Annotated in this window: 19 protein-coding genes; 6 read left to right on the top strand and 13 right to left on the bottom strand. The window is 64.6% G+C overall.

The window, feature by feature from the left end:
- Window positions 1–31 precede the first annotated feature (31 nt).
- Window positions 32–631, top strand: a complete 600-nt coding sequence (locus OU999_05710; GenBank protein ID WAC24684.1) for an HD domain-containing protein — start codon at window positions 32–34, stop codon at window positions 629–631.
- 105 nt (window positions 632–736) lie between these two features.
- Window positions 737–1,108 (top strand): VOC family protein, encoded by a 372-nt coding sequence (locus tag OU999_05705; protein WAC24683.1) that lies wholly within the window; start codon window positions 737–739, stop codon window positions 1,106–1,108.
- A 90-nt stretch (window positions 1,109–1,198) separates the two neighbouring features.
- On the opposite strand, the gene OU999_05700 is transcribed toward OU999_05705, so the two are convergent.
- From OU999_05700 to OU999_05640, 13 genes are all read right to left on the bottom strand, one after another.
- Window positions 1,199–2,095 (bottom strand): OmpA family protein, encoded by an 897-nt coding sequence (locus OU999_05700; protein WAC24682.1) that lies wholly within the window; start codon window positions 2,093–2,095, stop codon window positions 1,199–1,201.
- A 156-nt stretch (window positions 2,096–2,251) separates the two neighbouring features.
- The gene (locus OU999_05695) at window positions 2,252–3,280 is read right to left on the bottom strand and encodes a M48 family metallopeptidase (GenBank protein ID WAC24681.1); all 1,029 of its coding nucleotides are present in this window, start codon (window positions 3,278–3,280) and stop codon (window positions 2,252–2,254) included.
- 3 nt (window positions 3,281–3,283) lie between these two features.
- On the bottom strand, window positions 3,284–4,063 hold the full coding sequence (locus OU999_05690; GenBank protein WAC24680.1) for a DsbA family protein: 780 nt from the start codon (window positions 4,061–4,063) through the stop codon (window positions 3,284–3,286).
- Window positions 4,064–4,159: 96 nt separating this feature from the next.
- Window positions 4,160–5,503: a M48 family metalloprotease gene (locus tag OU999_05685; protein ID WAC24679.1), complete on the bottom strand. Its 1,344-nt coding sequence runs from the start codon at window positions 5,501–5,503 to the stop codon at window positions 4,160–4,162.
- 211 nt (window positions 5,504–5,714) lie between these two features.
- A complete protein-coding gene (hslU, locus tag OU999_05680; protein ID WAC24678.1) occupies window positions 5,715–7,016 on the bottom strand; it encodes an ATP-dependent protease ATPase subunit HslU in 1,302 nt (433 codons plus the stop codon).
- A 73-nt stretch (window positions 7,017–7,089) separates the two neighbouring features.
- Window positions 7,090–8,199 (bottom strand): FAD-dependent oxidoreductase, encoded by a 1,110-nt coding sequence (locus tag OU999_05675; GenBank protein ID WAC24677.1) that lies wholly within the window; start codon window positions 8,197–8,199, stop codon window positions 7,090–7,092.
- A gap of 18 nt (window positions 8,200–8,217) precedes the next feature.
- Window positions 8,218–8,760, bottom strand: coding sequence for an ATP-dependent protease subunit HslV (gene hslV, locus OU999_05670; protein ID WAC24676.1), 543 nt, complete (start codon window positions 8,758–8,760; stop codon window positions 8,218–8,220).
- 60 nt (window positions 8,761–8,820) lie between these two features.
- Window positions 8,821–9,123 (bottom strand): putative quinol monooxygenase, encoded by a 303-nt coding sequence (locus OU999_05665; protein WAC24675.1) that lies wholly within the window; start codon window positions 9,121–9,123, stop codon window positions 8,821–8,823.
- A 77-nt stretch (window positions 9,124–9,200) separates the two neighbouring features.
- Window positions 9,201–10,199: an SDR family NAD(P)-dependent oxidoreductase gene (locus OU999_05660; GenBank protein WAC24674.1), complete on the bottom strand. Its 999-nt coding sequence runs from the start codon at window positions 10,197–10,199 to the stop codon at window positions 9,201–9,203.
- A gap of 19 nt (window positions 10,200–10,218) precedes the next feature.
- The gene (gene wecC, locus OU999_05655; protein WAC24673.1) at window positions 10,219–11,520 is read right to left on the bottom strand and encodes a UDP-N-acetyl-D-mannosamine dehydrogenase; all 1,302 of its coding nucleotides are present in this window, start codon (window positions 11,518–11,520) and stop codon (window positions 10,219–10,221) included.
- 229 nt (window positions 11,521–11,749) lie between these two features.
- A complete protein-coding gene (locus tag OU999_05650) occupies window positions 11,750–11,965 on the bottom strand; it encodes a hypothetical protein (protein ID WAC24672.1) in 216 nt (71 codons plus the stop codon).
- Window positions 11,966–12,127: 162 nt separating this feature from the next.
- Window positions 12,128–12,847: a glycosyltransferase gene (locus OU999_05645; protein ID WAC24671.1), complete on the bottom strand. Its 720-nt coding sequence runs from the start codon at window positions 12,845–12,847 to the stop codon at window positions 12,128–12,130.
- Entirely contained in the window at window positions 12,838–13,440 is a 603-nt protein-coding gene (locus tag OU999_05640; protein ID WAC24670.1) for a TIGR04282 family arsenosugar biosynthesis glycosyltransferase, read from the bottom strand. Before OU999_05640 ends, OU999_05645 begins: the two co-directional genes overlap by 10 nt.
- A gap of 105 nt (window positions 13,441–13,545) precedes the next feature.
- Here OU999_05640 and maiA point away from each other — a divergent pair, with 105 nt between their 5' ends.
- The 4 genes from maiA (at window position 13,546) to OU999_05620 (ending at window position 17,864) form a co-directional block, all read left to right on the top strand.
- On the top strand, window positions 13,546–14,178 hold the full coding sequence (gene maiA, locus OU999_05635; GenBank protein ID WAC24669.1) for a maleylacetoacetate isomerase: 633 nt from the start codon (window positions 13,546–13,548) through the stop codon (window positions 14,176–14,178).
- Between the two features lie 35 nt (window positions 14,179–14,213).
- Complete coding sequence (locus OU999_05630; protein WAC24668.1) at window positions 14,214–16,292, top strand: TonB-dependent receptor; 2,079 nt, start codon at window positions 14,214–14,216, stop codon at window positions 16,290–16,292.
- A 15-nt stretch (window positions 16,293–16,307) separates the two neighbouring features.
- Entirely contained in the window at window positions 16,308–16,760 is a 453-nt protein-coding gene (locus OU999_05625; GenBank protein WAC24667.1) for a MarR family winged helix-turn-helix transcriptional regulator, read from the top strand.
- Between the two features lie 96 nt (window positions 16,761–16,856).
- Window positions 16,857–17,864 carry a fumarylacetoacetate hydrolase family protein gene (locus OU999_05620; protein ID WAC24666.1) on the top strand — a complete coding sequence of 336 codons (1,008 nt, stop codon included), beginning with the start codon at window positions 16,857–16,859 and terminating at the stop codon, window positions 17,862–17,864.
- The last annotated feature ends 37 nt before the right edge of the window (window positions 17,865–17,901 follow it).

Raw genomic sequence — 17,901 nt, 5'->3', positions numbered from 1 at the left:
TTCCGGCAAAACAGGCAGGAGAGGATGCCCCATGACCGACACGCTGGCACCCGAGGCACGGGCCAAGTTCACCGCGATGACCAATGGCACGCAAGAGGATTGGGCGATCATCGCCGGGCAGTATCGCGAGTTCGCCGGCGGGCTGGCCGACCGGGTGCTCGCGCATCTGCGGCTGCTGGACGGCGATTTCGGCGGCTTTCCGATCGACAGGTTGCAGCATAGCCTGCAGACCGCGACCCGCGCGCACCGCGATGGGCGCGACGAGGCCTATGTCGTGATGGCGCTGCTCCACGACATTGGCGACACGCTGGGCAGCTTCAACCATCCCGATGTCGCCGCGGCCATCATCAAGCCGTTCGTGTCGGAGGAAGTCCACTGGATCTGCGCCAATCACGGTGCGTTCCAGGGCTATTATTATTTCCACTTCATCGGCGGCGACCGCGATGTGCGCGAGAATTTCCGCAGCTCGCCCTATTTCGAGGCCTGCGCGGAATTCTGTGAGAAATATGATCAGGCCGCGTTCGACCCCGATTATGACAGCGAACCGCTCGATTTCTTCGAGCCGATGCTGCGCCGCGTGATGGCCCGGCCGATCAACTCGATGTACGCGAAGGTTGCGGAACAGGCCTGAGCCGTGCGGCACGGGCAGGGATGGGCACTGGGCCTTGTCCCGCTGGCGGCGTGCAGCCCGGCGTCGCAGGCCGATCAGGCGCGATCACAAGCGAGGCAGTCGGCCGTGATCAATCCCGTCGTGCACTTCGAAATTCCCGTGACCGACATGGACCGGGCTGTACACTTCTATGAGGTGGTGTTCGGATACAGGCTGCGTCTAGAAACCGTCGACGGCTATCCCATGGCCTTTTTCCCGCGTGCAGATGGCCAGCCAGGTGCCAGCGGCGCGTTGGCCAAGGGTGATGTGTACGTGCCAGCCAAGGCGGGGCCGGTGCTGTATTTCGATGTTGCCGATATCGACGCGACACTGGCCAAGGCCAAGGCGGCGGGGGCCGCGATCCTCTACCCCAAAAAGGATATTGGCGAGGCGGGTTTCGTGGCGGAGATCGAGGACAGCGAAGGCAACAGAATCGCGCTCAGCGCATCGAGGGACTGAGCTTTCCAAGAGATTGTTAGGTGATATCTCGGGGCGTCCGGCGCGTAGACGCCTGACGCCCCTTGTTATCGCGGTGCGGCTTTAAGCCTCTTAGCGCGGTGCGTTGTCTGCGTAGAGCCCGTCGACAGCTTTGCTGACGAGCACATTGACCGCAACGCGGCGATTCTGCGCCTTGCCCTCTTCGGTCATGTTGTCGGCGACAGGGTCGGCTTCCGCCATGCCTGCCGGGGTGAGCATGCGATACGGCTTCCATTTGCAGACCTGCTGCAGATAGTTGATCACGCTGGCGGCGCGCTTTTCGCTGAGCGTCTGGTTGAATTCTTCGTCGCCATCGGCATCGGTATAGCCGACCACCAGCAGCAGCGCGTTGTCCATCTGTTCGGCAGAGCCCGCAGCGGAGCAGAGCTCGGCCTTGGCCTGGTCGCTCAGCTTTGCTTGAGCCGTGTCGAAATAGACATTGGTCGTCGCCTTGACGTTATACTGGTCGATATCGCCCATGCGTCCGCGCAGCGCTTCGGTCGCCGCAGACTGCTCGGCAAACTGCTGCGACGTGCCGGTGCGGATCATCGAGGCCGTCTTGAAATCGGTATTCTTGAAGGTGATCTGGCTGGCGAGCAGGGTATCGCCCGATTGCAGCGTCTTGATCGTCAGCGGCAGGCCGTTGAGCAGCGCGCCGGTGTCGAGCGTCGTACGGCTGGCACCAAACAGTCCGCCGGTCGCCCGGACCTGGGTCGTGTCGCTGACATAAAGGACCGTGCGGCTGCCATCGGCGGTCTCGACCTGAATGCGGTTTCCCTGACGCGCGGTGAGCACGCCCTTGATCTCGGGACCCTTGGTCATGCTGGCGGGATCGGGCAGGGCTTCGGCTTCGCTCGCCACATCGGCGCGCAGCGGCCCGGCCTGCTGCGCGAAGACAGCGGTGGATGCCGAGAGAGCCATCGCGGCCATCACCATGGGAATGCCCGGGGGCTTGGCACGTAAATGCATTCAGTTGCTCCTTGAGGAAAAGAAAATTGCCCCTGTTTCCCGGAGACTGACGAGCGAAGGATTCTGTTCCCGGCGCAACGCTCTGGGTGCGGCGAGATGACCCGGAGAATGCGGCGAGCCGAACACCCGCGCCGCGATGGGCCTGCAACGGGCAGTCTATTGCAGCGGCGCGAGCGGTTCTGCCAGAAGCGGGGGATGCCAGCCTTGCGGTCCCCTCGTCGCGGCGGTGAGCTTGGCCATTTCTTCCCCGAACAGGCCGACGCGCTTTTTCCAGCGGTAATGCGTCGGGGCGGAGAAGATGCCCTTGCCGCGTTGCTTGCCATAACGGGTCCAGAACCGGATCGCGCCCTGGGGATCATAGCCTGCATTGGCCATCAGCCAGATCGACAGCCGGTCCGCCTCGATCTCGGTCGCCAGCGTGAGCCGTGCATTGCGGCCGAGCTGCTGCATCAGGCCGCGTTGTACGCCCGCCTCGTTGAGCCTGCGCTGGTGTTCGAGCAGATTGTGCGACAGTTCGTGCGCCAGGATCGCGGCGAGTTCATCGTCATCGGCCATGAAGCTCAGCATCGGCACGGTAATGCCGACAATGTCGCCGTCCGCCGATGCGCCATAGGACGCGCTGGGGCGCAGTTCGAAGCGGCTGCGACACGCGGCTGTGCCTTCGACCGTCAAGGTGCTGGGTTGATCGCCGCGCAGGATGCCAAGCGTCACCGGCCCCTTGTCGAGCGCAGCGCGCAAGCGTGCATCCGCCCAGGCGATCGGGCGATAGGCCGGGACCTGGTCGATCGCGGCCAGCTCTGCGTCGGATGGGGCGAAGGGGGCGCCGTTCAGCGACGTGATCGCGTCATCGGTGCGTAGCCCGGCGCGCGCTGCCGGTCCATCGGGCACCAGCGCCAGCACCGCATAGTCGCTGGCAAAACCGAATGTGGCGCGCGCGCCTGTGGCATCGGGATATTGGCCGATATGGTGGAGCGTGAGGCCTGCTGCGTTCTCGACCGTGCGACAAAACGGCGCATTGGCGGTGGCGAGGCGATAGCCGACGCTCAATACCCGAACGTCCGACGCGCGCAGCTGTGCCAGCGACATGTCGGCCGAGGCCGCGGGCTTGGCCGGGGCACTTGCCAATGGCGCGGCCGAGCCGGCCAGCAGCGCCAGAGCCAGCCACGCGCGCGCCGCCTTGCGCACAGGTCAGCCGGCGGTCTTGTTCGCCGAGCGCGCGTCGGCAATCGCAGACTTCAGCTCGTCATAGCCGACAGCGCCGTTGAGGATCTGGTTGCCGACGACCCAGCTGGGCGTGCCGCTGAATTCGAGCTGCTGCGCGATGCGGATATTGCCATCGAGAACCTCTTCGGCCTGCTTGGAAGCAACGAAGCTGCGCGCCGACGCCATATCCAGCCCGGCGGTCTTGGCCGCCTGTTCGATCGTCGCCTGGCTGGGACGACCAGCCGCGAACATCGCCTTGTAGAATGCGTAATATTTGCCCTGTTGCGCTGCGGCCATGCCCCAGGCTGCTGCGACACGGCTTTCGTCCGACAGGATCGGCAGCTCGTGGAAGACGATCTTGAGGTTCTTGTCCTCGCCGACCAGCCGCGCGACATCCGCCACGCTCTGGCGGCAGAAACCGCAGGCGAAATCCGAATATTCGACCAGGACGACATCGCCATTGGGGTTGCCGGCAAAGGCGCTGGCATAGGGCGTCTCGATTTCGCTGCGCACCGAACCGATGCGCTTGGCTGCCTGTTTGCCGCGCAGCTTTTCGACCGCTTCGGGGATGATCTCCGGGTTTTCGAGGATATAGGCACGGACGATCGCCTCGATCGCGGCCTTGTCCCTGGTGTCAAATCCGGCAGCGGCGGCCGCCTTGTCGGCATCCTGCGCCAAGGCTCCGCCCGAGGTGACGGTTGCGCCGCTCTGCCACAACAGCGTCCCGACGCCGGCGGCGATGGTGAGAAAAGCGGCTGCGCCCATGAATATCCATGTCCTTGAACGGGCCTCGCCTGAGGAAGACGGTTGCGATGTCATGGCGGGCCTTTGGTTGGTGAAATCAGGTGTTGGTGGCAGGGCTTAGCGGCGGCGGCGTTCGCGTTCAACCGCATCGCGGGCGAGGATCGCGATATCCTGCGCGCGGATCCAGTCGGCGCTGCCCTCGGGCAGGCTGCCCATGGCCTGTTCGGCACTTTGCAGCGCCAGCGGGGCATTGCCCTGCAGCACATAGCGTTCCGCGCTGGCGAGCGCGGCGCGCGCCGTATCGCCGCGATTGGCATAGACCACGCCCAGCTGGTACCAGGCGAACGGATTTTCTGCATCGCGCGCCACGGCGGCCTTGAGCACGCGTTCGGCCTCGGGAAGGTTGGCCGGATCCTCGCTGGCAATCAGCGCATGGCCATAGACGCCTGCGATCAGCGATTGCGCCTTGGTGGTTGCCACCGCCTTTTGCAGCGGTGCGATCGCCTCTTTCGGGCGGCCCGATTCGAGCAGGATCTGACCGTAGATTTCGAGGAAATAGGGGTCGTCCGGAGATTCGGCGAGCAGCGAGCGGATCTCTGACAGTGCCTTTTCCGGATAGGCGCTCTTGTGCCAGGCATAGGCCCGGGCATAGCGCGCCGGAACGCTCTGGTTGCTTTCGGGATAGTCGCGCAGCGTCTCGGTGGGCTCGGCGACATAGCCGACCAGCTTGGCCTTCACCCGCTGAAAGCGCTGCTCAAGCTGCGGATCGAGCGGGGCTTCATAAGCAGGGTCGTTCTGGTAGATTTCCTGCAGCAGCGTGATGCGCTCTCCCGAGAGCGGGTGCGAGCGGTTGTAGCTGTCCTCCTGCGGGATCGCGAGGCGGAACTCCAGGTTTTGCAGCTTCTTGAAAAACTCGATCGAGCCCTTGCCGGTCAGGCCTGCCATCGACAGATATTTCGCACCGGCGACATCGGCCCCGGCTTCCTCGCCGCGGGTGTGCGCCAGGAAATTCCCCATCGCCGCCTGCTGGCCCGCACCGATGATGCCGAGCCCGGCTTCGCCCGCGCCTGCCGCGACGGCGGCCAGGCCGAGCAGCATCGAAAGGATGGTGATATTGCCCGCCTTGGAGGCATTTTCGGACCGGGTGATCGAATGACCCAGCGCGATATGGCCGAGCTCGTGCGCGATCACGCCCTGAACCTCGTTGGCATTGTCCGCCGCCTCGATCAGCCCGCTATGGATATAGACATCCTGCGTGCCCGCCACAAAGGCGTTGATGCTGCGATCGTTGATGACGACGACATTGACGTTGGAAGGGAGCAGGCCGGCGGCGAGGATCAGATCGCGCGACATGTCGGCGAGCAGTGCCTCGGTCTCAGCGTCCCGCAGGATCGATTGTGCGGCAGCAGGCTGGATTGCCAGCATCGCAGCCGCGCAAAGCGCCAGCAGGCGCGCCGCCATCCGGGTAATCACCTGCGGCAAGGCAGGGCGGTGCGCGTCTGGCACTGACTGTGCGATGTGTCGATACTCCCTCGCTCGCACCCGGGCCCCTGGCCCAGCGTGGATGAACCGCCGCTGAAAAACCGGGCAGGCCTTGCCAGACTAGCGCCGGATGACCGCGCTGCACAGGCCCGCCGCTGCAATTTCGGCGGGCCTGTGTGCGGCGTTACGATCAGAGCACGTATTTGCTGAGATCGGTATTCTTGGCGATGCCATTCAGGTGCTGCTTCACATAGTCGGCATCGACGCTGACCGTCTCGCCGCGATGGTCTTCCGCATTGAAGCTGATGTCTTCCAGCAGCTTTTCCATCACCGTCTGCAAGCGCCGCGCGCCGATATTCTCGACCGTCTCGTTCACCGAAGCGGCAATCCGGGCGACTTCGCGCAGCGCCTCTTCGGTGAATTCGAGCTTCAGTTCCTCGGTGCCAAGCAGCGCGCTGTACTGCTGCGCCAGATTGGCCTTGGTCTGGGTAAGGATATGGAAGAAATCCTCCTCGCTCAGCGCTTTCAGCTCGACCCTGATCGGCAGGCGGCCCTGCAGCTCGGGCAGCATGTCGCTCGGCTTGGCGATGTGGAACGCGCCCGATGCGATGAACAGCACATGGTCGGTCTTCATCGGCCCATATTTGGTGGCCACCGTCGTGCCTTCGATCAGCGGCAGCAGGTCGCGCTGCACGCCTTCGCGGCTGACCGAGCCACCGCGCACATCGGACACCGCGATCTTGTCAATCTCGTCGAGGAAGACGATCCCGTTGGCCTCGGCATCGGCGAGCGCCACGCGGGCGACATCATCCTGGTCCATGCGCTTTTCGGATTCTTCCTCGATCAGCTTGTCCCACGCATCGGCGAGCCGCATCTTGCGCGGCTTGGTGCGCTTCTGGCCGAACGCCTTGCCCATCATGTCGGACAGGTTGATCATGCCCACCTGGCCGCCCATGCCCGGGATTTCCATCGGCATGTTGGGCGTGGCCTCGACCTCGATCTCGACCTCGGTGTCATTCATGTGGTTGTCGGTGATGCGCTGGCGGAAGCTCTGGCGGGTGGCTTCGCTGGCATTGTCGCCGACCAGCGCGTTGAGCAGCCGCTCCATCGCCGCTTCGGACGCCGCCTCGCGCACCTTCTCGCGGCGGCGCTCCTTTTCCAGCCGCACCGCATCTTCCACCAGATCACGCGCAATCTGATCGACATCGCGGCCGACATAGCCGACCTCGGTGAACTTGGTCGCTTCGATCTTGATGAAAGGCGCATCGGCGAGCCTTGCCAGGCGACGCGAAATCTCGGTCTTGCCGCAGCCTGTGGGGCCGATCATCAGGATGTTCTTGGGCGTCACCTCGTCGCGCAGCTCGGCGGGCAGACGCTGGCGGCGCCAGCGGTTGCGCAGCGCCACGGCGACGGCGCGCTTGGCATCCTGCTGCCCGATGATATGCGCATCCAGCGCGGCGACGATCGATTTGGGAGTCAGCGTTTCGGTCATTCAGCTTCTTCTATGGACGGGCCAACATGGCCCAAGGGTGTCGCGCCCAAATTGGGGGCTGCGCCGCCTGCCTTCAAGCGCAGTGCCAACCGGCCATCAGGCTGCGGTGCGATTCGACGATATCGGCAATATCCTGCGGCTGCGGCTGGGCAAGATATTCGCCGCGCTCATAGGTGCCACCCAGCAGCACGCCATCTCCGCGCGGAAACATGTACCCGGCCCTCAGCGCATAGGCATATTGCAGCTCCGGCTGGGGGATCAGCACCGCCAGCTGGCCGCGCACCGGCACCAGCTCGGTGTCACCGAACAGCTTTGCCGCGCCCAAGCCGGTGCAGTTGAACACCAGCTTTTCGGGAAGTGCCGCAACGTCAGCTGGAGAATGGAAGCTGCGCAGCGCGACCTTGCCGCCAGCAACGCGGATGTCGCGCAACAGCCGCTCCAGAAACCGGCCCGTTTCGACATACATGGTGCTGTACCGCACCACGTTTTCCGCGGGGAAGGGGTGCTCTTCCGGTGTCAGCCGAACCCTGCCCGGAAAGCGCGGGTCGGGCGTCAGCGGACCTGATCCGCGCGTCTGGTCATAGGTCGGCAGCCAGCGAATGCCATAATCATCGCCTGCCATGATCTGGAACCTGCGCCGGCTGTAATCCGCCGCGGCATCGGCCTGGGCGCGAAATTCGGGCGTCGCGACATCATCGTCGAAATAGCCGGTCGGAAAGATCTGGCCGCCGGCGATGTTCGATGTCGTGTCGGGCGGCAGCGCCTCGGTATAGAGGGTCACGGCATAGCCCGCCTCCTGGACCAGCCGCGCCGTCGTCAGCCCCATGATGCCAGCACCGATCACGGCGACCGGTCCTGCATGGCTGGGCAGGCCAAGCGAGGTCGCAAGGCGCGAGCTGCCCCAGCTGAGCGAAATACCGCCGCCGCCATGGCCGTAATTGTGCACCAGCCGCGTATCGCCCAGCGCCTGCGCGCGCACGACAAAGCCCGAGGGTCGAAACGGGCGCAGGCCTGCCACCGTGCGGATCACGCGATTGGGATCAGCCAGCACCTTGGCCAGGCACGCAGGGGCCTGGCGAATCGCGGCTGCCGGACGCGTAGCGGCCCCCGTGGCGCATCCACCCAGCAACAGCGCGGCACTGCCGCCCGTCACCATCCCCCGCCTGTCCGTCTGCCACAGCATGGCGGGCAGATTAGGCGGTCAGGCTGCGGTGTCGAGCGTCTCGATCGTCAGCTGGTCGTTCGTATAGACGCATACGTCGCTGGCGATCTTCATCGCCTTGCGCGCGATCACTTCCGCGTCCTGCTCATATTCCATCAGTGCGCGGGCAGCGGCGAGCGCGAAATTGCCGCCCGATCCGATCGCGGCGACGCCATCGACCGGCTCCAGCACGTCGCCATTGCCGGTGAGGATCAGCGTCACTTCCTTGTCCGCAACGATCATCATCGCTTCCAGGTTGCGCAGATACTTGTCCGTCCGCCAGTCCTTGGCAAGCTCGACCGCAGCGCGCATCAGCTGGCCGGAATGCCGCTCCAGCTTGCCTTCGAGCCGCTCGAACAGGGTGAACGCATCGGCGGTCGCGCCTGCAAACCCGCCGATCACCGATCCGTCGCCCAGGCGCCGCACCTTGCGCGCGTTGGGCTTCATCACGGTCTGGCCCATCGATACCTGGCCATCGCCGGCGATCACTGCCTTGCCGTTCTTGCGGATGCCGACGATGGTGGTTCCATGCCATACCGGCATGCTGCTGCTGTCTTTGCTCATGCGGCGCGATATGGTGGAGCGGCGCAGGCGCTGCAAGACCTACATGATGCGCCGGACCTCATCGCCCGCATAGAGCCGCACGTCCGAACCCAGCCGCTCGACCTGCGCCAGCCCGGCGCCGAAAGCTGCCATGTGCGGCGACTGGAAATGGGCTTCGAGCGCGGCATCATCGGCCCAGCGTTCGGAAATGCGGATGATGTCAGGATCGTTCATGTCGCGGGCAAAGGCATAATGCAGACAGCCTTCTTCCTGGCGGGTCGCCTCGACCATCTGCTTTGCGGCCTCGCTGAACTTGTCGATTTCACCCGGCGCGAAATGCAGCCAGCCTTCGATGATGAGCATGTCGCATGGTCTCCTGCCTTGCCGGAGCGTCGTCCGGTGCCGCCACAGGGTTACGGTGCTTGTGTGAAGCCCGCAAGTCAGCTGCCGGTATAGGCACGATACCAGTCGACGAACCGGGGAATGCCGATGTCGATGCCGGTGGTCGGCGCATAGCCAAGATCGGCCTGGATCGCGCTGATATCGGCATAGGTCTGGTAGACGTCGCCCGGCTGCATCGGCAGCATGTTGCGGATCGCAGGCCTGCCGCACGCTTCCTCGATCACCTCGATCATCCTGCCCAGCGGTTCGGGCTGGTTGTTGCCGATATTGTAGAGGCTGTGCGGCGACACGCTACCGCCGGGCTTGGCCGCGCCATCATCCGCCGGGGGATGATCGATCACCGCCAGCACGCCAGCGATGATGTCGTCGATATAGGTGAAATCGCGCCGCATATCGCCATGGTTGTACACATCGATCGGCTTGCCCTGCAGGATCGCGCTGGTGAACTTCCACAGCGCCATGTCCGGCCGGCCCCAGGGCCCGTAGACGGTGAAGAAGCGCAGGCCCGTCATCGGCAGGCGATAGAGATGGGCATAGGTCTCGCTCATCAGCTCGTCGGCCTTCTTGGTCGCGGCATAGAGCGATACCGGATGGTCGACGCGGGCATCGACGCGGAAAGGTGCATCGGCGCTGTTGCCATAGACCGAGGAGGACGAGGCGTAGACGAAATGCTCGGACTGCCGTGTCCGCGCCAGTTCGAGCAGGTTGAGATGCCCGACCAGGTTCGACTGCACATAGGCGCGCGGATTGTCGATGCTGTAGCGTACCCCGGCCTGCGCGCCGAGATGTACGATCTGGTTCAGCTCATAGGGTGCGAGCGCCGCGTCCAGCGCGTCATGATCGGCGAAGTCGAGCTCGATAAAGTCGAACCGCCCGGCGTTGATCGTCGCAAGATTGGCCAGCCGCGCGTGCTTGAGCGCGGGGTCGTAATAAGGATTGAGATTGTCGATCCCCACGACATGCTCGCCGCGCTGCATCAGCCTGGCGGTGAGGGCATGGCCGATGAACCCGGCGGCTCCGGTGACGAGAATGGTCATGAGTAAAGGATGTGCCCGATTAGCCCGCGAGACGCAAATGGCCGCTGGGACGCTCGGGCGAAGCCGGCTGGTCGGGCCAGATGCCGCGCGTGTCGTAAACGATCTTTGCTGCGCGTTCGGCCAGCGGGATCGACTTGAACACGTCATGATCGACCAGCACGATGAACAGGTCGCAGCTTTCGATCGCATCGTCGACATCGATCAGCCGCGCGCCCAGGCCGTCATAGGCGGGGGGCAGGGCCTGGGCATAAGGCTCGACAATCGCGATGCGCTCGCCGAATTTCCCGGCCAGCGCCAGCGCAACCTTGTTGGCCGGGCTCTCGCGGAAATCGTCGATATTCGCCTTGAAGGCGAGGCCGAGGCAGGCGACTCGCGCCTGGGGGTTCGCTTCGATCAGCGCTCCGGCCTTGGCCAGCACATGGTCGACCTTGCCGTCATTCACCCAGCGGGCGGTGCGGATCAGCGGGGTTTCGTCCGGCGCACCGTGGATGATGAACCACGGATCGACTGCGATGCAATGCCCGCCGACACCGGGGCCGGGCTGCAAGATGTTGACGCGCGGATGGCGGTTGGCGAGGCGGATCACCTCCCAGACGTCCAGGCCCATGCGGTCGGCGACGATCGACAGTTCGTTGGCAAAGGCGATGTTGACGTCGCGATAGGCGTTTTCGACCAGCTTGGTCATTTCAGCCGAGCGGGCATCGGTGGTGATGCACTCGCCGCGCACGAAGCGACGATAGAAGGTCAGCGCCTTGCGCGCGCAGCGGGGCGTGATGCCGCCGATCGAACGGTCATTGTTGGTCAGCTCTTCCAGAATGCGGCCGGGCAGCACGCGTTCGGGGCAATAGGCAATGGCGATATCGGGAATGTCGCTGGTCAGGCCGGGAACCTTCAGGTCGGGCCGCAGCTTGGCAATCAGGTCGCGCATTTCCTCGGTCGTGCCGACGGGCGAGGTCGATTCGAGGATGATGCAGTCGCCAGCCTTGAGAACGGCAGCGATGCTGCTCGCGGCCTGGAGGACGTAGCTGATATCGGGCGCGTGATTTTCGTCGAACGGTGTCGGTACCGCGATGACGAAGACATCCGACGGTTCGACCTGAAGCGAGGTGCGCAGCATGCCGCGCGCAACCACGCCCTGAACCAGCCCGTCGAGATCGACCTCCTCGATATGGATGCGGCCTTCGGCAATGGTGCTGACGACATGTTCGGACACATCGACACCCAGGACGCGGCAGCCCGAGCGCGCGATGATCGCTGCGGTCGGCAGGCCGATATAGCCCAGACCCAACACGCAAACTTCAGGCTTTTTCTCGGACAGCATGCTCAATCCCCGGATATGATTGGCCTGTGCGGCGCAACGCCCAGAACCCTTAGTCCTCCGCCTTAGCCGTGTCCCGGTTAAAAAACCGGTAAGCACTGGGCGGGGAAGGGCGGATTCCGGTAGAGTCTGGCCCGTGGGTTCACCAACTTCGCATCACCCTTGCCAGGCACAACAAAAAAGGGCGGCCCTTGGGAGCCGCCCTTTTTCGTTTAGCTTGCGCCTGATGAAATCAGGGGCTGTTCGGCTCATCGTCGTCAGCGATGACGATGATGCCGCCGATGACGGCTGCAGCAGCGACAACGCCGATGATGATCCCGGTGCTGCCTTCAGCTTCGCTCTCTTCGCTCGAAGCAGCCGATACGCGACCGGCGGCCTGGGCGAGAACCGGAGCGCCGACCATGGTGGTCAGGGCGATCGCGGCCACAGTGGCTTTGAACATCTTCATTTTGATATTTCCCCAGAAGGAGTGTTTTCGTTCAATTATCAGATGGCACAAAAGCTCTCATGTTGCAAGTGCGAAATAGAGGCTTGGCCCCATTTCGGCGGCGAAAGTTGCGAAATCCGCCTGGCGCGGCGCGATGGGTCCATTGAGTCCATATCGGCCCATTCAGCGGATATCGGGATACATGTCCTTCAACCGGTGGCGCATTCCGAAGGTCCAGGCCAGGCCGACCTTGAGGTAGATATAGTTCGCTTTGAGCGGCCCCCATGCTGCGATGCGGCGGTCGGACGTGATGACCGGCTTGCGTGTCATCTTCAGCTTGCCGATCCTGGCAAAGCCAATGCACAGGTCCGCCTCTTCCATGATCGTTGCATCGGCCGGAATGCCGCCAATCCGCAGATAGTCGGCGCGGCGGAAGAACATCGCATGGTCGCCGAACAGCAACCGCACCCCGCGCACGAACAGATGCGGATGGGTGATGATCGGATAATAGGTCTTCCACCAGTTGTGCGCGGTCGTGAACCAGCGCGTCTTTTCCCCCCTTATGATCGGCAGGAACGTGGCCAGCGCAATGCGGCGGTCGCCGAGCACCTGGCGGATATGCGCTATCGCATCGGGGGGCAGCAGGCTGTCGGCATGGAGGATGCACACCAGATCGCCGGTCGCCTCGGCCACGCCGAAATTGATCTGCGGCCCGCGTCCGCGTTCGGGCGAGACCGTGGTGCACCACCCTGCCGATCTTGCCAGTTCCACGGTGTCATCCTCGCTGCCGCCATCGACCAGCAGGATCTCGTCGGGCTGCGGGACCAGCGCTGCGACATTGGCGATCGTTGCCGGTAGCGCCTTGGCCTCGTTCAGCGCCGGGATCATCAGGGTTACGCGCATCGGGCCAGTTCCCTGAGATCGGGCCAGCGCTCCAGATCCTCCGGCCGGTCGCAATCGGCGAGCATCGGCAGCAGCGCGATGGCAAGGCCCAGAGCCTCGCAGCGGCGCAGCGTTTCGGGAAAGACCTGCTCGGTGCTCCACGGCATGTCGGTCAGCAGTTCGGGCCGCGCCGTCCGCATCCCGATAAGATAATAGCCGCCATCTTCCGCCGGGCCGATCACGACATCATGGTTGGCGAGCGCGGTCATGGCGGCGGCGATCATGCCAGCATCGAGATCGGGCGTGTCCGCGCCGAAAAACACGTGCGGGTGCGGTCTGGACGCATCGACCAGACGTTCGGTCAGCCCGCCTTCGGCCTGCGCCACCAGTGCTGGGCCATCGCCCAGCCAGTCGCGAAAAGCAGCTTCCTCTGCCCCTGCATAGTGGACTTCAGTCGGCGCACCGCTCTGCAGCAGAAGATCGACCGTGCGCCGCGCCAGATGCCGGTGGACCTGCGCTGCCCCCTCTGCACCCAGCGCCGGAATCAGTCGCGTCTTGGCATAGCCCGGCAGCGGATATTTGGCGAACAGCACAAGGTCGGGCAGCACGGGCATGAGCCAAGGCTTATGCGCGCCGCCACAGGGAAACAAGCCTTGCATCGGCGCCCCTTGGCCATATGGTGCGCGGCCCGGCCAACCTGCCCCCAAGGAGCCATCGGCATGTCCGACATCATTCTGTTCGATTACTGGCGCTCATCCGCCAGCTACCGCGTGCGCATCGCGCTCAATCTCAAGGGTATCGCCTATCAGGCGGTGCCGACCGATCTGCTCACCCGCCAGCAAAAGGCGCCCGATTATGTCGCGCGCAACCCGCAAGGGCTGGTGCCGATGCTCCACATCGACGGGCATGATCTCAGCCAGTCGCTGGCGATCATCGACTATCTGGATGCGACGCGGCCCGAACCGCGCCTGATCCCCGCCGATCCGGCAGCACGCGCCGCCATGCTGGCGCGGGCGATGATCATCATTGCCGATATCCACCCGGTCAACAATTTGCGGATGCTGCATTATCTCAAGAACGAGATGGGGCAGGACCAGGGGGCCATCGACAGCTGGTATCGCCACTGGATTGCAGAGGGCTTTGTCGCGCTGGAAGCGCTCGCGCCCGAATCCGGGCTGTTCGGCGGCGATGCGCCCGATCTGACTGACGTGTGCCTGGTGCCGCAGGTTGCCAATGCGCGGCGCTTCGATCTCGACATGACGCCCTATCCGCGCCTGAGCCGGATCGACGCCCAATTGCAGGACATCCCGGCTTTTGCCGCCGCCCATCCCGAAAGGGTCAAGCCGGCGTGACAAGGCTTGCCCGGAATCTGGCGGCCGGCGCTGGCATGATCGCCCTGATGGCTGGCCCTGCGCTTGCGCAGTCCGCCGACAGCTCCAGCACCGGCGACACGATCAGCTGGCCCGATGCGCCGATCACGGTCATCGGCAAGCCTTTGGACGCACCCATTGGAGATCGCGCCTATAGCGTCACCGTCCTGTCGCCCGATATGCTCGCCAACGAGCCCAGCCAGCGGCTGGAGAACGCGCTGCGGCTGGTGCCCGGCCTGCAGCAGTTCCGCCGCTCCGATGCACGCAGCGCCAATCCCACCAGCCAGGGCATCACCCTGCGCGGCCTGGGCGGCAATGCTTCCAGCCGCGCGTTGATGATCCTCGACGGGGTGCCTCAGAGCGATCCGTTCGGCGGCTGGATCAGCTTTCCCGGTTATGACGCGATCAACCTGGCCTCGGTCCGCGTACGGCGTGGCGGGGGCACAGGCGGCGATGGCCCCGGCGCGCTTGCTGGCACGATCGAGCTCGACAGCGCCGGCATCACGCCCGACCAGTCGAATGTCTATGCCGATCTTGCCTATGGCAGCCGCGATTCGCTCGAGGCGAGCCTCGGCACCAGCCAGTCGCTGGGGCAGGGCGGGCTGACCGTGTCCGCCCAATATGCGCGCGGCGACGGCTTCACCCCGGTGATCGCGGCGCAACGCGGCCCGGTCGATCGGCCCGCCCCCTACGAGCAGCTGGGCGTCAACCTGCGATTCGTCGCTCCGCTGAATGCGACCACCGAGCTTCAGGCCAGCGCCCGGGCGTTTACCGACGAGCGCGAGCGCGGCTTTGCCTTTAGCGACAACCGCAACGACGGCGCCGATGCCAGCATCCGGCTGGTCGGACGCGGGACATTGCCCTGGTCGGCGCTGGCCTATGTGCAGATCCGCAGTTTCGAGAGCAGCTTTGCCGCGATCAGCGCGGATCGCAGGACGGCAACGCAAAGCCTGGACCAGTATAACACGCCCTCGACGGGCCTTGGGGCGCGGGCCGAAATCCGCCCTTCGCTCGGCAGCGGCTCCGAACTGCGCCTGGGGGCGGAATGGCGTCGCACCACCGGCGAGACGCGCGAGCTGTTCACATTCGTGGCCGGTGCGCCGACGCGACTGCGCCGTGCAGGCGGGGCGAGCGAGACGATTGGCGCCTTTGCCGAAGCGAGCTGGCAGGCATCGCCCGATCTGCTGCTGACCGGCGGCGGGCGGCTGGACCATTGGCGGCTGAGCAATGGCCGGCTGCGCGAAACGGTGCTGGCCACCGGCGCCCCGGTGACCACATCGCTGTTCAATGATCGCAGCGGCTGGGAAGGCACGGGTCGCGCCGGCTTTGCCTGGGATGCGGCCGGGCTGCTCAAGCTGCGCGGTGCGGGATATCTCGGCTGGCGACTGCCCACGCTGAACGAGCTGTATCGCCCGTTTCGTGTCGGCCCCGATGCCACGGCCGCCAATGCGGCGCTGTCGCCGGAACGCCTCCGAGGGGCGGAACTGGGACTCGATTACGAGATCTACACGATCCAGCTGGGCGCAACGCTGTTCTGGAACCGGTTGGACAATGCGATTGCCAATGTCACGCTGGCGCGCGGACCGGGCACCTTTCCCGGGGTCGGCTTCGTGTCGGCGGCGGGAACGTTCAGCCAGCGGCAGAATCTGGGGGCCGTGGAAGCCAGGGGCATCGAATTGGAGGCGCGCGCCGATATCGGCGATTTCGATCTGGTCGCGGCCTATAGCTATGTCGATGCCGAGGTGCGCGGTAACGTGGCCCAGGCGGCAATCGACGGGCGGCGACCGGCGCAGGTGCCGCGGCACTTTGCCACCGGCTCGCTGGGCTGGTTCCCGCAAGGCGGCGATAGCGGCCTCAACCTCACGGCGCGCTATGTCGGCGCGCAGTTCGAGGATGATCTGGGCCAGCTCTCGCTCGATGATGCCATCACGCTCGATGCCCGCGCCGCCTATCGCCTCAGCCGCAATCTGCTGGTCGAACTGCGCGGGGAAAACCTGTTCGATACCACTGTCCAGGCGGGTATCAGCGGGCCGGGCATCATAGAACGCGCAACGCCGCGCACGATTTGGCTTGGCGTGAAACTGGACATTGAATAGCCTGACATCCGGAACATGACCCGCAACATCACCCGCCTTGCCGATTTCCTGCCCTATCGCCTTTCGATCACGTCGAACGCGGTGAGCGATCTGATCGCGCGCGAATACCGCACGCGCTTCGGCCTCAAGATTCCGGAATGGCGGGTGATGGCGGTGCTCGGCGATGTCGGAGAAGCAACGCAGCGCGAGCTGGTCGCCGCGACCCGGATGGACAAGGTCGCCGTCAACCGCGCCACCAAGACCCTGGGCGAACGCGCGCTGATCCAGCGTGCGCCCAACATGGCCGATGGTCGCTCGCACCACCTGGCGCTGACCGCCGCCGGCCAGGCGCTATATGGCGAGATCATGCCGCTCGCCTTGCAGATGGAGGCGCAGGTGATGGCGGTGCTCGACGAGCGTGAACGGTCGCAGCTCGCCGGCCTGCTCGGCAAGTTGCTGGCGCGTGCGGACGATCTGACCGATGATTGACCCGCAGCCTCCGGGTCTTGCATTCAAGTTTCAAATGATACTATGCTGCGCGCAGCAAATTCCCTTTCCGGCAACAGCAAAAGGTAGCCGCATCCCATGAAGCTTGCATCCCTCAAGAGCGGCCGTGACGGTCATCTCGTCGTCGTTTCCAACGACCTGGCCTGGTATGCGGATGCCAGCCATCTCGTGCCCACGCTGCAGGCAGCGCTCGACGATTGGGATCGCATGGCCCCGTATCTGGAGGTGCTGGCGCGCGATCTGGAACATGCCGCGATCCCGCGCGAGCGCTTTCATGAACATGATGCCGCAGCACCGCTGCCGCGTGCCTATCAATGGGCGGACGGTTCGGCCTATGTGAACCATGTCGAACTGGTGCGAAAGGCTCGCGGGGCCGAACTGCCCGAAAGCTTCTGGACCGATCCGCTGATGTATCAGGGCGGTTCGGACGACATGATGGGCGCGCGCGATGCCATCAGCCTCAAGGACGAAGCCTGGGGCTGCGATCTGGAAGCGGAGATTGTCGTCGTCACCGGTGATGTCCCGCAGGGCGTGACGCCCGAAGAGGCGCGCAGCTATATCCGGCTGGTCGGGGTGGTGAACGATGTGTCGCTGCGCAACCTGATCCCGGACGAGCTCGCCAAGGGCTTTGGTTTTGTCCAGTCCAAGCCGGCCAGCGCGTTTTCGCCTGTCTTCGTGACCCCGGATGCGCTGGGGGATTATTGGAAGGACGGCAAGCTGCACCGCACGCTGATGGTCGATCTGAACGGCAAGCCCTTTGGCCGTGCGGTCGCATCGGATGACTGCACCTTCGATTTTGGCGTGCTGATCGCGCACCTCGCCAAGACGCGGCGGGTGCGGGCCGGATCGATCATCGGTTCGGGCACCGTCTCCAACCGCGACAGCGATGGCGGCCCGGGCCGCCCGGTGAGCGAAGGCGGGCTGGGCTATAGCTGCATTGCCGAGGTGCGCATGGTCGAGAAGATCACCACCGGCGAGATGAAGACCCCGTTCCTGAAGCATGGCGATACTGTCCGCATCGACGTGCATGACGACAAGGAACACACGATCTTCGGCGCGATCGAGCAGACCGTTCGGGTCGGCTGAACCGCTGATTTGTTATGCTGGTGTTGCGGTTGCAGGC

It is taken from the genome of Blastomonas sp. SL216, from assembly GCA_026625625.1.
GTDB lineage: Bacteria > Pseudomonadota > Alphaproteobacteria > Sphingomonadales > Sphingomonadaceae > Blastomonas.
Note: the sequence above shows the minus strand (reverse complement) of the source record. Positions and strands in the feature narration are given on the sequence as shown.